At 63.9% G+C, this 14,808-nt stretch carries 10 protein-coding genes; 6 read left to right on the top strand and 4 right to left on the bottom strand.

Features of this window, described 5'->3' with window-relative positions:
• Positions 1-43: 43 nt before the first annotated feature.
• Together VGL01_RS01555 and VGL01_RS01550 are read left to right on the top strand one after the other, a co-directional pair.
• Positions 44-2,671 (top strand): mechanosensitive ion channel domain-containing protein, encoded by a 2,628-nt coding sequence (locus VGL01_RS01555; RefSeq protein ID WP_331566373.1) that lies wholly within the window; start codon positions 44-46, stop codon positions 2,669-2,671.
• Positions 2,672-2,849: 178 nt separating this feature from the next.
• Positions 2,850-3,911, top strand: a complete 1,062-nt coding sequence (locus VGL01_RS01550; RefSeq protein WP_331566371.1) for a purine nucleoside permease — start codon at positions 2,850-2,852, stop codon at positions 3,909-3,911.
• A gap of 117 nt (positions 3,912-4,028) precedes the next feature.
• Here the strand turns inward: VGL01_RS01550 and VGL01_RS01545 are convergent, their stop codons facing one another.
• Together VGL01_RS01545 and VGL01_RS01540 are read right to left on the bottom strand one after the other, a co-directional pair.
• Positions 4,029-4,322, bottom strand: a complete 294-nt coding sequence (locus VGL01_RS01545) for a DUF4148 domain-containing protein (RefSeq protein ID WP_173256778.1) — start codon at positions 4,320-4,322, stop codon at positions 4,029-4,031.
• A gap of 186 nt (positions 4,323-4,508) precedes the next feature.
• Positions 4,509-5,513 (bottom strand): LysR family transcriptional regulator, encoded by a 1,005-nt coding sequence (locus VGL01_RS01540; RefSeq protein ID WP_331566369.1) that lies wholly within the window; start codon positions 5,511-5,513, stop codon positions 4,509-4,511.
• 179 nt (positions 5,514-5,692) lie between these two features.
• On the opposite strand from VGL01_RS01540, the gene VGL01_RS01535 reads away from it, so the two are divergent.
• From VGL01_RS01535 to VGL01_RS01520, 4 genes are read left to right on the top strand one after another with little or no spacing between them, the layout of a single operon-like run.
• On the top strand, positions 5,693-6,538 hold the full coding sequence (locus VGL01_RS01535) for an alpha/beta hydrolase (RefSeq protein WP_331566367.1): 846 nt from the start codon (positions 5,693-5,695) through the stop codon (positions 6,536-6,538).
• A 44-nt stretch (positions 6,539-6,582) separates the two neighbouring features.
• Complete coding sequence (locus tag VGL01_RS01530; protein WP_331566365.1) at positions 6,583-7,806, top strand: efflux RND transporter periplasmic adaptor subunit; 1,224 nt, start codon at positions 6,583-6,585, stop codon at positions 7,804-7,806.
• A 49-nt stretch (positions 7,807-7,855) separates the two neighbouring features.
• Positions 7,856-11,059, top strand: a complete 3,204-nt coding sequence (locus VGL01_RS01525; RefSeq protein ID WP_331566363.1) for an efflux RND transporter permease subunit — start codon at positions 7,856-7,858, stop codon at positions 11,057-11,059.
• Between the two features lie 15 nt (positions 11,060-11,074).
• Positions 11,075-12,613 carry an efflux transporter outer membrane subunit gene (locus VGL01_RS01520; protein WP_414720144.1) on the top strand — a complete coding sequence of 513 codons (1,539 nt, stop codon included), beginning with the start codon at positions 11,075-11,077 and terminating at the stop codon, positions 12,611-12,613.
• A gap of 136 nt (positions 12,614-12,749) precedes the next feature.
• Here VGL01_RS01520 and VGL01_RS01515 read toward each other — a convergent pair whose 3' ends face one another.
• Positions 12,750-13,955 (bottom strand): ROK family transcriptional regulator, encoded by a 1,206-nt coding sequence (locus VGL01_RS01515; RefSeq protein WP_331566361.1) that lies wholly within the window; start codon positions 13,953-13,955, stop codon positions 12,750-12,752.
• Between the two features lie 37 nt (positions 13,956-13,992).
• Positions 13,993-14,787, bottom strand: a complete 795-nt coding sequence (locus VGL01_RS01510; RefSeq protein WP_331566359.1) for an ATP-binding cassette domain-containing protein — start codon at positions 14,785-14,787, stop codon at positions 13,993-13,995.
• Between the last annotated feature and the right edge of the window lie 21 nt (positions 14,788-14,808).

The following is a 14,808-nucleotide window of genomic DNA, read 5'->3' as shown; positions in this document are numbered from 1 at the left end:
TTGCGGCCCTGTCACGTCTGAGGTATGGCCTTCCCCCTTTGTTATGCGCAAATACATCGTCCTCGCGTTGTTTCTATCGTTTTTGTCTTTTTCGGTCTGCGCCGAGCCCGCCGCGAGCCCATCGGCATCTGCGTCGGCATCCGCATCCGCGTCCGCATCCGCTGCCGCGGGCGCCTCGAATCCCTCGCCTGTCACGCTGACGCCCGATCAGGCCAAGCGCGCACTCGACGCGCTGAACGACCCCAAAACGCGCACAAAAATTACCGATACGCTCCGCGCCATCGCCGCGGCCGGCGCATTGAGCGCGCCGCCGGCCAGCGCCGCGTCGGCCGCGAGTGCGGCGTCGCCACCGGCCAGTGGCGCATCGGTCGTCCTGGCCGCCCTTGCCCAGAACGGACTCGTCTCGCAGCTTTCGCGGCAGACCGCCGCCACGATTCGTCATGGGGCGTCGTCGGTGAAGGCGTCGGCAGCGGCGTTGCTCGACGTCCATTCCGTACGTGCCTGGTGGGGATATGAAATCGAGAGTATTCCCGGCCGCGCGCAATTGCGCGACTTGGCGGGTACGCTCTCGGCCTCGCTGTTGCCGGCGTTGCTGGTCGGCGTGCTGTTGGCCCGGCTGCTCAAGAAGCACATCGAGGCGCTCGGCAACCGTGGTGTCGCGCGCGAGGTGCCGGCCGTGGCGCCTGAGGCAGTGCCCGTGCCTGGGGCCGGCACGGCGGCCGACGGCGGGATGACCGCCGGCGGGGCGCAGGCCGATGCCGCTTCGGCGGACGCCATACCGTTGCAGGCCGCGGGCATCGACGCGCGGTCGATCGAATCCGATGCCGAGCGCGCCGCGCGCAGCCAGCGCAATGCCGCGCGCGCGGTGCAGCACTGGTCGCTCTTGCAGCGGCTGCCGTTCGCACTGCTGCACACGCTGTTGAAGGCGGTGCCGCTTGCGGTAGCCGTCGTCATCGCGGTCGTTATGATGTCGTTGCTGACCGATGACGGGACGCCCGAAGAGGCGGTGCTCGACACGCTGATCCAGGTCTATGCGATTGCGCGCGTCGTGGCGCTCGCCTGCGGACTCCTCTTAGCAAGCGATGCGCCGAAGCTGCGCCTGTTGCCGATCAACGACGAATCGGCCGTGTTCGTCGAGCGATGGCTCATGTGGCTCGTGGCCGTGGTCGCCGTCGGCATTGCGTTGGCGGAGGCTCCGGTGCCGTTGGGCCTCTCGCCTGAAGCGCATCTCGGGATCGTCAAGACGGTGACGCTCGTCGGCCACATCATGGTGGCCGTTCTGATCCTGCAGATTCGCCGGCCCGTGCGGCAATGGATTCGCGACGCCACGGGGCGCACGCGCGGATTCAAGCTCGTGGGCCAGTGGCTCGCGGGTGCCTGGGCCTACATCGCGGTATTCGTCGTGATCGCGCTGTGGTTCATCTGGGCGCTCGATGTGCGCGATGGGTATCGCATCGTGCTGGGGCGCGGCGGGATATCGCTCGGGATCCTGATCGGCGCGCGCCTTGCGGCGATCGTGGCGTCCGGCGTGCTGGGCCGCATGTTCCGTTCGACGAACGGCGAGAAGGGTTCGATCGCGCTCGCGCGGGCGCATCGTTACTATCCGATGCTGCGCGGGATCATCACGGTTGCGATCGTCCTGGCAGCCGCAAATTTCGTTCTGTCGATCTGGGATCTTCATCCTTGGCAGGCATTCGTCCAGAAAGACCTCGGGCGGCGGCTGGTATCGGCGGTCGTGACAGTGGCGATCGCGGCCTTCGCGGCCATTGCCGTATGGGAGGCGATCAATGTTTCGATCGAGCGGCGCCTGCTCAAATGGACGACCGCCGGCGATCTCATGCGGGCGGCGCGCTTGCGCACGCTGTTGCCGATGCTGCGCACGACGCTGTTCATCGGCATTGCGCTCGTGGTCGGTCTCACGGGACTGAGCGAAATCGGCGTGAACATCGGGCCGCTGCTGGCGGGCGCCAGTATCTTCGGCGTCGCGCTCGGCTTCGGTTCGCAAAAGCTCGTGCAGGATTTCATCACCGGCATGTTCCTGCTGATGGAAAACGCGATGCAGGTGGGCGACTGGGTCACGGTGGCGGGCGTCTCGGGTACGGTCGAATATTTGTCGATTCGCACGGTGCGCCTGCGCGGCGGCGACGGGTCGCTCCATACCATTCCGTTCAGCTCCGTGACGACGGTAAACAATTCGAATCGCGGACTCGGCAATGCGTCTGTGAGAATCAACATCGCTTATGGACAGGACGTCGATCTCGCCGTACAGACCTTGAGCGATATCGGCGCTTCGTTACGCGAAGACCCGAAGTTCAAGGATGGCATCGTGTCGGACTTCAGCTTCTGGGGCGTCGATCAAGTCGATGGCGCGATGGTGACGCTGCTCGGTCAGATGCAGTGTCGCGATACGTCACGCTGGCCCGTGCAGCGCGAATTCAACCGGCGCATTCTCGAGATGTTCCGGGCGCGGGGTATCGAAATCGCGAATCCGCTGCGAAGCACGATGGTCGTTCCCGCCCGAGGCGCCAATGGCGCAGTGGAGGAAAACTCGGTGGATGATCCCGCAGGAAGCGCCGACGCGCAGCCGGGGCCGCCCGCACCGAAGTCGGACGGCAGCCAGCATGCGCAGAGCGCACCGGATGCGTCCCGGCGCACCGGATCGAAGCACTAAAAATCAAGTCGTCGAGTATTGGCGTAATCCGCTCGTTATACTGAGCCCGCTGCCGAAACCAGTCCGCACCGACACAAAGCGCGCAAGCGCAAACGGGCGGTAGACGCAGCAGTACAAGCACAGGCAATAGCGAGCGGTTTTCTTCTTTCCCCTCTCAGGAATTCAACAAGGAACGCCCATGCTCACTCGCTCCATCTTGTCGGTCGCCGCGTTGACGCTCGCCGCATGCGCGGCGACGGCCTCGAATGCGCAGGACAACGCCGACAGTTTCACGGAAACCGCCTCGGCCGGTCATCCGGTCAAGGTCATGATCATTTCGATGTTCGGTCCCGAGGGCCAGGTATGGCTCGACCATCTCGGGCCGTGGAAGCCGATTCCCGTGGCCGGCTTATCGCCCGACTATCCCGAGGTCAATTGCAATCGGCAGGATGTCTGTGTCGTGACCACCGGAATGGGCCACGCGAATGCGGCGGCCTCGATCATGGCGCTGACGTTCTCGCACCGATTCGATTTGCGCCATACCTATATCCTGATCGCCGGAATCGCGGGCATCGACCCCGCGCAAGGCACGCTCGGTTCGGCGGCATGGGCGAAGTATCTCGTCGACTTCGGCATTCAGTGGGAGCTCGATGGGCGTGAAATTCCGCCGGGTTGGAATACCGGCTATCTCGGCATCAATACGAAAAGCCCTACCGACAAGCCGCCGCTCGATTACCGCACCGAAGTCTTCCAGTTGAATACGCGCCTTGCCGATGCGGCGTTCGCGCTGTCGCGAAACGTGACACTGTCGGATAGCCAACAAGCGCAGGCTGCTCGCGCGAAATACAGTTATGCGCCGGCCAACCAGCCGCCGAAGGTCGTTCAGTGCGATACGCTAGCCGGCGATACCTGGTGGTCCGGGACGCTGCTCGGCGAGCGTGCGCGCGAATGGACGAAGATCATGACCGACGGCAAGGGTGTCTATTGCACGACCCAGCAAGAGGACAATGCGACCTACGAAGCCTTGAAACGTGCGGCCAGCGTGCACCGCGTGGATCTGAACCGCGTAGCCGTGCTGCGTTCAGGTTCGGACTTCGACCGGCCCTACGCGGGCCAGACCAGTGCCGACAACCTGCTCAACTACGCGGATCAGGGCGGCTTCGGTCCGGCCGTTGCCAATTTGTTTCTGGCCGGCAATCCGCTCGTTCAAGACATCGTGACGCACTGGGACGATTGGCGTAACGGCGTGCCGCAACACTGAGCGGCGCACCCGTCGCGGCGGCATCGCGCCGCCGCGGCGAGAACGGCACCCAACTCGGCGTGTCGACGTCCCAATTATCGAGCAGCGACAAGTCCGTATCGAACATGATCCGGCTCGTCATTGACGGGCAAGCGAAACACCCGTGCTGCCTTCGCGGTCCGCGATACGTGCCGCTTGGGTTTGACCTTCGAGCCCGATGTTCGGATAGCTTTGCTTGTTCATCGAAGGCAGCGTGCCATCGCGTTGAGCGGCGGCCACTTCGGCTCGCACTTCGGCACGCGTTTTCGTGCTCGTGCCGATCCACGATTGATCGTTGTAGGTGCCGTTGTGTCCGATGCCGCCATCGGCGAATGCAGCGGTGCTCGCGACGAGCGAAGTCAAAAGGGCGGCGATGAGGGAAGTGCGCTTCATGATGGATGCTCCTGTCTGTTCGATGCGGCGCTGACGATCAGTGCCGCGACAGTTGCAAATGTAGTGTTCGAAGCGCGCTCGATAAATCTACGAATCGTGAATTGATTTGTCGCGCGGACAAAACAATGAAGCGAAGTCACGCATATCGCGGGCGCCGGGAAAAAGCGGCGCCCGCGATCCCGCCTCTTACGCGACCCATTCCGACAGCACAGGCGTATCGAGCGGCTGGGCCGATTCCAATTCCTCGAACGTGCGCTTGCTGCAAGCCTTGTCGAGGCTTTGACGGCCGCTCAGCAGCGGGCAGCGATCGAACACTTCCGCCACCCAATCGACGAAGACGCGCACTTTCGGCGACAAATGACGGCTGTGCGGATAAACGGCGGAAATCGGCATCGGCAGCGGCTTCCATTCGGGCAGCACTTCCTTGAGCGCGCCCGAGCGCAGATGCGGCAGCACCATGAAAAGCGCCATCTGAATCATGCCGAACCCTTCGACAGCGCACGCCACATAGGCGTCCGCGTCGTTGACGGAGATCGAGCCCTCCATCTTGACTTCCACTTCCTTGCCGTCGACGAGAAACGACCAGTTCATGATGCGGCCCGTGCGGCTCGAGAAGTAATTGATCGCGCGGTGCTGGCTCAATTCCTCGAGCGTGCTTGGCACGCCTGCCTGCGCCAGGTAATCGGGCGACGCGCAGGTCACGCCCTCGAACAGGCCGATGCGGCGCGCCACGAGCGACGAATCCTGCAGGGCGCCGACCCGCACGACGCAATCGACGCCTTCTTGCAGCAAGTCGACGGGCCGGTCCGACAAGCCGAGTTGCAAATCGATATCCGGATAGCGCTCGCGGAATTCGCGAAGCGCGGGAATGACGATCGTTCGCCCGAGCGAGCCCGGCATGTCGACTCGCAACTTGCCGTGCGGCTTCTTGTTGCCGTTTTGCAGGCTGCTCTCGGTTTCTTCGACATCGGCGAGAATGCGCACACAGCGTTCGTAGTACGCTGCGCCATCGGGCGTCAGACTGAGACGGCGCGTCGTCCTGTGCATGAGGCGCACGCCGAGATGGGACTCGAGGTTCTGAATGATCGTGGTGACCGAGGCCCGTGGCAGATCGAGCGTTTCCGCTGCCTTGGTGAAACTGTTCGTGTCGACCACGCGAGTGAACACCTGCATGGCTTGTAGGCGATCCATCGTTGCTCTCCGGAGGAAATGACCCACCGCCGCGCTCGCGCCGGACGCCGGCAGCGACATGCAGACAATTGTTCGGAAGCGGTGAATTGTGTTGCCGGATTATAGGCATTTATCGGAATTCCTGCCGAACCCACAATTCGGATCATTGTGAAACTGCCGCGCCTTTGGGCGCTCGACCCATGCGTACTACGCACTCTCGTAGCATTTCGGAAGGCGGCTCGTCCGCCGCGCCTTCGCTCGAGATCAACGAAATTCGGATTGCCGGATATCAGCGCAATATCGCATTGCGGCTTTATCGCCGTGACGGCTTGCGTTCAATGCCGGTCTTGCTTTATTTTCATGGCGGCGCGTTCGTACGCGGTTCGCTTGACGATGGCGATGCGGCCGCGCGTTATTTTGCCGAGCATCTTTCGGCATTGGTCATATCCGTAGATTATTCGCTGGCGCCGAAACATCCGTTTCCAGCCGCGCTCGAGGATGCCTATCGCGCCGCGCGATGGGTCGAAGCTGTCGGGCGCACGTACGGTGCCGGCGGAAAAGTACTGTTCGTGGCAGGGCATTGCGCGGGCGGGCACATCGCCAATGGGCTCGCGTTCGTCGCGCGCGATCGCGGCGAAGTCCGCATCGATGCACAGGCGTTGTTCAGCCCAATGCTCGATCCGAGCATGACTTGCCTTGCCGACGAGCGGCGTGTTGCCTCCGACATCTCGGCGCGCGAATGCGCGGCGAGCTATCGTGCCTACCTGCCGCAAGCCGCGCAACGGCTGCATCCCTACGCGGCACCGCTCGAATCGGCCCGGCTTGCCGGGCTGCCGCCGACGTTCGTCGCCACCGCGCAAAACGACGTGCTGCATGTCGAAGCGGAACGGTACGCCGCGCGCCTCATCAGCGCGGGTGTGTCGACGCAGGTCGTCCGCTATCCGAGCGCATCCCATGAGCGGGTGGGAAGCGATGCTCAGGCACTGCAGGATGCGGTGCGGTTTTTTCAAAGCCGTCTTGCACCGCCCGCAGTCACGATTCGCTGATCAGAAACGTCATACAACAATCAATCACACACCGGAGCTTCCTTATGTCCAAGCAGCGTTTTTCCCGTACACGCATCGCCGGCGCGGTGGTCGCCGTCGCCGTGCTGGCCGGCGTCGGCACCCTGACGGCCGTGCGCGTGAATGCCAATGCGCCGGCACAGGCGGCCCCGATGGCACCGGAAGTCGACGTGGCCGCGGTTCTCGACAAGACCGTGACCGACTGGCAGGAGTACTCGGGCCGGCTCGAGGCCGTGGACAAGGTCGAGGTGCGCCCGCTCGTCTCGGGCACGATCGTCTCGGTCAACTTCAAGGACGGCTCCCTCGTGAAAAAGGGCGACGTGCTGTTCGTCATCGATCCGCGTCCCTATGCGGCCGAAGTCGATCGCGCCCAGGCGCAGCTTGCCGCCGCGAAGGCGCGCAACGGCTACGCGCAAAGCGATTGGCAGCGCGCGCAGCGTTTGATCGAGGACAACGCGATCGCCAGGCGCGACTTCGACGAGAAGAAGAATGCCGCGGTCGAGGCCGCAGCGAACGTGCAGGCCGCCGAAGCCGCGCTGGAGACGGCGCGCATCAATCTCGGCTATACGAAGATCGTCGCACCCGTGTCCGGCCGTGTTTCGCGCGCCGAAGTCACGCTCGGCAACGTGGTCTCGGTGGGCTCCGGCACGCCGCCGCTCACGACGCTCGTTTCGGTGTCGCCCATCTATGCCTCGTTCGATGTCGACGAACAGACCTATCTGAAGTACATCGGCCGTGCGCGCACGGGTACGTCCGTGCCGGTCGAGCTGGGGCTGGCCGATGAGGCGGGCTATTCGCGCAAAGGCGTCGTGGCGTCGGTCGACAACCGGCTCGATACCGCATCGAGCACCATTCGTGTGCGCGCGCGTTTCGACAATCCGGACGGCACGCTCGTGCCGGGTCTGTACGCGCGCATCAAGGTGGGCGGCGGTGCGCCGCATCGGGCGCTGCTCGTCGAGGAAGCGGCCATCGGTACCGATCAGGACAAGAAGTTCGTGCTCGCCGTCGATGCGAAGGGCCAGGTCTCGTATCGGCCGGTCTCGCTCGGCGCCTTGCACGGCAATCTGCGTGTGATCACGGCCGGTCTTGCCAGCGGCGACCGTATCGTCGTCCACGGCATTCAACGGGTACGCCCCGGCGCAACGGTGCGGCCGCACGTGGTGGCGATGGACGGTGGCGACGATAGCCAGCCGGGCGCCAATCAGACGGATGCCAATGCCTCGAATGCCGGCGACTCGTCGAATTCGTGAGTGGTCCGTTGCGCTCGAATTCGATGCGCTCAATTGAACAGAACGCGATATGAACATTTCAAAATTCTTTATCGATCGGCCGATCTTTGCAGGGGTGCTATCGGTTCTGATCCTACTGGCGGGCGTGATCGCGCTTTTCCAGTTGCCGATTTCCGAGTATCCGGAAGTCGTGCCGCCTTCGGTCGTGGTCCACGCGCAGTATCCGGGCGCGAATCCGAAGGTGATCGCCGAAACGGTGGCTTCACCGCTCGAGGAACAGATCAACGGCGTCGAGAACATGCTCTACATGCAGTCGCAGGCCAACAGCGACGGCAACATGACGCTCACGATCACGTTTCGCCTCGGCACGGATCCGGACAAGGCGCAGCAGCTCGTGCAAAACCGCGTCTCGCAAGCGCTGCCGCGCTTGCCCGACGACGTGCAGCGCCTGGGCGTGACGACGATCAAGAGCTCGCCGACGCTGACGATGGTCGTGCACCTGATCTCGCCCGACAATCGATACGACATGACGTACCTGCGCAACTATGCGCTGCTCAACGTCAAGGATCGGCTCGAGCGCATTTCGGGCGTGGGCCAGGTGCAACTGTGGGGTGCGGGTGACTACGCCATGCGCGTATGGCTCGACCCGCAGAAGGTGGCCGAGCACGGATTGACGGCGAACGATGTCGTTGCCGCGATCCGCGAGCAGAACGTACAGGTCGCGGCGGGTGTGATCGGCTCCTCGCCGACGGGCCCTGGCGTGCCGCTGCAGTTGTCGGTCAACGCGCGCGGCCGGTTGCAAACGGAAGAGCAATTTGGCGCCATCGTCGTCAAGACGTCGCCGACGGGCGGTGTGACGTATCTGCGCGACGTGGCGCGAGTGGAACTCGCTGCGTCCGAGTATGCCCTGCGTTCGCTGCTCGACAACAAGCCGGCCGTTGCACTCGCAATCAACCAGCAGCCCGGTGCCAATTCGCTGGCGATCTCCGATCAGGTCCGCAAGGATATGGCCGACCTGAAGAAGGACTTCCCGGCAGGTATCGACTACAGCATCGTCTATGACCCGACGCAGTTCGTGCGCTCGAGTATCGAGGCCGTGATCCATACGCTGCTGGAGGCGATTGCCCTCGTCGTCATCGTCGTGATCGTGTTTCTGCAGACATGGCGCGCGTCGATCATTCCGCTCGTCGCGGTACCGGTTTCTATCGTCGGTACGTTCTCGCTGCTGCTTGCATTCGGGTTCTCGATCAACGCGCTATCGCTGTTCGGTATGGTGCTCGCGATCGGTATCGTCGTCGACGATGCGATCGTGGTCGTCGAAAACGTCGAACGCAACATTGCCGAGGGGCACAGTGCGCATGCGGCGACCGTGCGCGCGATGCGAGAGGTGAGCGGGCCCATCATCGCCATCGCGCTGACGCTCGTTGCCGTGTTCGTGCCGCTCGCGTTCATGAGCGGCTTGACGGGGCAGTTCTACAAGCAGTTCGCGATGACGATCGCGATCTCGACGGTGATCTCCGCGTTCAATTCGTTGACGCTTTCGCCGGCCCTTTGCGCGATCCTGCTGCGCAGCCACGATGCGCCCGAGGATTGGCTCACGCGCGTCATGAATCGTCTTTTCGGCGGCTTCTTCCGCGGTTTCAACAAGGTCTTCAAGCGCGGTTCCACCGCGTATGGACGCGGTGTGCGGAGCGTGCTCGGTCATCGGACCATGATGCTCGGCGTCTATGCGGTGCTCGTCGGTGCGACGGTCCTCGTCACGCAGATCGTGCCGGGCGGCTTCGTGCCCGCGCAGGACAAGGAGTACCTGATCGCGTTCGCCCAACTGCCGACCGGCGCCACACTCGATCGCACCGAGCGCGTCATTCGCGAGATGGGCGATATCGTCGCGCAGCAGCCGGGCGTCGAACACGCCGTCGCATTCCCGGGGCTTTCGGTGAACGGCTTCACGAACAGCTCGAGCGCCGGCATCGTGTTCGTTTCGCTCAAGCCGTTCAAGGATCGCGGTTCGCGCGCGCTGTCGGCCGGTGCGATCGCAGGCGCGCTGAACCAGAAGTTCGGCGGCATCAAGGACGCGTTCGTTGCGGTGTTCCCGCCGCCGCCCGTGTTGGGTCTCGGCACGCTCGGCGGCTTCAAGCTGCAACTCGAGGATCGCGGCGCGCTCGGCTATACGCAACTCGACAAGGCGACGGAGGCGTTCATCAAGCGCGCGCAAACGGCGCCTGAACTCGGTCCGCTCTTCACGAGCTACCAGATCAACGTGCCGCAGCTGAATGTCGATCTGGATCGCGTGAAGGCCAAGCAGCTCGGCATTCCCGTCACCGATGTCTTCCAGACGATGCAGGTCTATCTGGGCTCGCTCTACGTGAACGACTTCAATCGCTTCGGACGCGTCTATCAGGTTCGCGTGCAGGCCGATGCGCCGTTCCGTTCGCGGCCCGATGACATCGGGCAACTGAAGACGCGCTCGGCGTCGGGCGAAATGGTGCCGCTGTCCTCGCTGGTCAGGGTGACGCCCACGTATGGCCCCGAGATGGTGGTGCGCTACAACGGCTACACGGCCGCCGACATCAATGGCGGGCCCGCGCCCGGTTATTCGTCGGGGCAGGCGCAGGCCGTCATCGAGAAGATCGCGAAGGAGACGCTGCCGCGCGGCGTGAAGTTCGAGTGGACCGACCTCACGTATCAGCAGGTCCTGGCCGGCAACTCCGCTATCTGGGTGTTCCCGATCAGCGTGCTGCTCGTGTTCCTCGTGTTGGCCGCGCTCTATGAGAGCCTGACGCTGCCGCTCGCCGTGATTCTGATCGTGCCGATGAGTGTGCTCTCCGCGCTGGCCGGTGTCTGGCTGCTGCGCGGCGACAACAACATCTTCACGCAGATCGGATTGATGGTGCTCGTGGGCCTCGCCTCGAAGAACGCGATCCTGATCGTGGAGTTCGCGCGGGAGCTGGAGCACGACGGTCGCACGCCGATGGCCGCGGCCATCGAGGCGAGCCGGCTGCGGCTGCGGCCGATTCTGATGACGTCGATCGCGTTCATCATGGGTGTCGTACCGCTCGTGCTGTCGACGGGGGCCGGCTCAGAGATGCGGCATGCGATGGGTATTGCGGTGTTCTTCGGCATGCTGGGTGTGACGCTGTTCGGGCTCATGCTGACGCCGGTCTTCTATGTCGTGCTGCGTACATTGGCGGGCGGCAAGATCCATGTCGCCGGCAAGGACTCGAAGGACGAGACCGATTCGAAAGTGCGCGAGCTGGACGTTACCGACGCATAAGGCTTGGGAGAAAAAATGAAACGATTGGAAAAGACGGCCGGCGCACGGGGCACGACAAGGGGTGCCATGCGGATGCTGGCGAGCGGCCTGTTGATGGCGCTATTGGCAGCATGCTCGCTCGATCCGGCCTACAAGCGGCCGGACATGAACATCCCGAGCGCGTTCAAGGAAGCGCCGCAGGCGGATGCAACGGCGGCATCGGGGGCACAGGGGCAATGGAAGCCTGCGCAGCCATCCGACGCCCTCTCGCGCGGCGAATGGTGGACCGTGTTCGGCGACGACACGCTCAACCAGCTCGAGCAGCAGGCGCTCGAGGCGAACCAGGATTTGAAGGCGGCCGCGGCGCGCGTGCGGCAATCGCGGGCGGCGCTCGGTTCGGCTCGCTCGGCCTGGTTCCCTGAAATCGACGCGGGCTTCGGGCCGACGCGCGAGAAGTTGTCGCCGGCTTCGCAAGGCCTGCCGCAAAATGCCAACGTGCCGCCGCTGACGCTGTGGCGCGCGCAGTCGACGGTGTCCTACGAGGCCGATCTGTTCGGGCGGGTCAGCTCGAACGTCTCCGCCGCGCGGGCCGACTCGCAGCAAAGCGAAGCGTTGTTCCGTTCGGTCCAGCTCGCGTTGCAGGCCGACGTGGCGGCGACGTATTTTTCGCTGCGTGAGCTCGACGCAGAGCGCGATTTGTACAACCGTACGATCGGGCTGCGCGAAGAGGGTGTGAAGCTCGTCAAGCGCCGCTTCGACGAGGGCGAGGTGAGCGAGCTCGATTTGTCGCAGGCGAACAACTCGCTCGCGACGGCGCGTGCCGAAGCGGTGGGCGTGGAGCGGCAACGTGCGGCGGCCGAGCACAGCCTTGCGATTCTGCTCGGCAAGACGCCTGCCGAGTTCACGTTTGCCCAGCAGCCGCTCGTGCCGGTAACGGCGCGCGTGCCGGCGGGGCTACCCTCGGCGTTGCTCGAACGGCGGCCCGATATTGCGGCGGCCGAACGTGCGATGGCGGCGGCGAACGCCCGCGTGGGTCTGGCGAAGTCGGCATTCTTCCCGAAGCTCGATATCACCGGGGCATTCGGCTATGAATCGGCGGGGCTTGGCGAGCTTTTCATGTGGTCGAGCCGGACCTTCCTGCTCGGGCCGTTCGCGGGCACGGCGCTCACGCTGCCGATTTTCGACGGCGGCCGGCGCAAGGCTCAACTCGCGCAGGCGCGCGCGCAATTCGACGAGGATGTCGCGTTGTATCGCTCGCAGGTGCTGACGGCGTTCAGGGAGGTTGAGGACAACCTTGCCGATTTGCGATTGCTCGACGATCAGATTCGCGCTCAAGGCGATGCGGTGAGTTCGGCGCAGCGTGCGGAGCATTTGTCGCAGACGCAGTATCGGGAAGGGCAGGTCAGCTATCTGGATGTGCTGGATAGCGAGCGATCGGTGCTGGTTGCGCAGCGGCAGGCGAGTCAGCTTGCGGGTTCGCAGGCGGTGGCGACTGTTAACCTCATTCGTGCGCTCGGTGGCGGGTGGGGCGATATGAAAGGGAGCAGTGCAACCGATCAGGTCGCTAAGCGGTAGATGAGCTTGCCTGAGCGATAACGCATGGACGCCGCTCGAGCCGTTATAGGCTGGGTGGCGTTTTTTTCGCGCGTGTGTAGATGATTTCGCCGGCACAGGCAGCCGCGCGCTAAACCGATTCGATGCCTAGCGCAGGCTAACTTTCCGACTTCAAAAACAGCTCATGCGTTGGCGCAAAATGCGCGTAGAGCGGCAAAATAGCAGCCCCCATTGCCCGCGCATCGGTGCCGATCGCCCCTTCGAGCAACTGCGGCCGCACCATCCCCTCCCATTCGATCCTATCGAGGTCGCGCTGTGTGCGGCGCATGAGCTCGCGTACGAGTTGCCGATCGATCTCGCCATCCACCACGACCGCTTCGAGATCGATGAGTGCCGCCGAAGTCGCGACGGTCGAGGCAATGGCCCCACTGGCTTCATCGAGCCAGCGGTCCGTGACAGGCCACACCTCGGCGTCGAAAGCCCGGTGATCGTGCGCTGCCGCGGCAGGTGCCCCGCGCTCGCTCATACGCTGTTCGAGCACGAATCCCGACGCCGCATGCAGCAACTGCCGCGGTGCGTGTCCGTTGCCGGCCGATAACGGAATCGAGCCCACTGCGCCCGCATTACCATGCGGTCCGCTATGCAGCCGCCCATCGATCACAAGCCCGCCACCGATAAACGTGCCGATAAAGAGATAAAGAAACGTGCGAATCCCACGCCCTTGGCCCATGACGAGTTCGGCCGCGCAAGCGGCGGTCGTATCCTTCGCGAACTCCACAGGCAATCCGGTCATAGCCGCAATGCGCGTGCGAATGTCGATGGCATTCCAGCCATCGAGCACCCCCGGCGGCGCGCCGAGAAAATCACGCCAGCCGCCCAGCCAGAGCGGCGCCGCCACACCCATGCCAACCACCTTGGCGGCCCCCTCCCCAAGCGTCGTCATGACGCGCCCAAGGTTGCGCTCGAGCGTGGGAAAAAGCGTCTGCGGATCCGGATAGGCATACTCGAACACTTCGCGACTGCGGACATGCCCGACAAAATCGAGCGCGAGCACATCCAGGCTGCGACGCCCGACTTTAATGCCGATGGTATAAGCGCCGTCCGGCTCCAGCGCGATCGGCACAGAGGGCTGCCCAATACGTCCGCGCACACGCGCCTGCTTGACGAGCAGCCCATCGTCGATGAGCCGATCGACGATCATCGACGCCGTCTGCATCGACAGCCGCGTGAGGCGAGCGACATCGGCCTTGGCGAGCGATCCATGGAGTCGGATCGCCTGCAACACGATTCGCTCGTTGAACTGCCGCATGCCGACCTGATTCGAGCCGACCGGCCGTGTCGCCGGGGGATGCGCGCGGCTCATCGTCGCCGTGCCGCTGACGCGATCGCGCGATCGAAAATCATGCGATCGCCTTGACGTCGGCTTCTTTCGCGCCGGTCATGATGGCGACGGCTTCCGACATATGGATGTCTTCCTTCTTGACGAGCGCGGCGCGCCGGCCGAGACGCTGGATATGGATGCGATCGGCGATCTCGAAGACATGCGGCATGTTGTGACTGATCAAGATCACCGGCAGGCCACGGTCGCGCACGCGCCGGATCAGCTCGAGCACCATGTTGCCTTCCTTGACACCCAGCGCGGCCGTCGGTTCGTCGAGAATCACGACGTGGCGCGCGAACGCGGCGCTGCGCGCCACGGCCACGCCCTGGCGCTGTCCGCCCGACAGTGTTTCGACGGCTTGTCGCATTGAGCGGATGCCGATTTGCAGGTCCTTCATGTGCGAGGTCGCTTCCTCGAGCATGCGGCGCTTGTCGATCATCTTGAGGATCGAGCCGCGCCAACCCGGCAGGCGGCGTTCGCGGCCGAGAAAAAGGTTTTCCGCGATCGTCATTGCGGGCGCGACCGCGAGTTCCTGATAGACGGTCTCGATGCCTTTCTCGCGCGCATCGAGTGGGCTGCGGAATTGCACGCGTGCGCCATCGAGCAGGATTTCGCCTTCGTCGGGCACGAGTGCACCGGAGAGCGCCTTGATCAGCGACGATTTGCCCGCACCGTTATCGCCGATGACGGCGAGGATTTCACCGGGCAGGACCTCGAAATCGCAACCGTCGAGCGCGGTGACCTGTCCGTAGCGCTTGACGAGGCCCCGGGCCTGCAGCACCGGCGCGGCCGAATGGGAAGAGGGTGTCGACATGGCGGTTCCTTGATGAAAACA

The organism is Trinickia sp., from assembly GCF_036503415.1.
GTDB lineage: Bacteria > Pseudomonadota > Gammaproteobacteria > Burkholderiales > Burkholderiaceae > Trinickia.
This window is presented reverse-complemented; position numbering and strand designations above follow the sequence as displayed.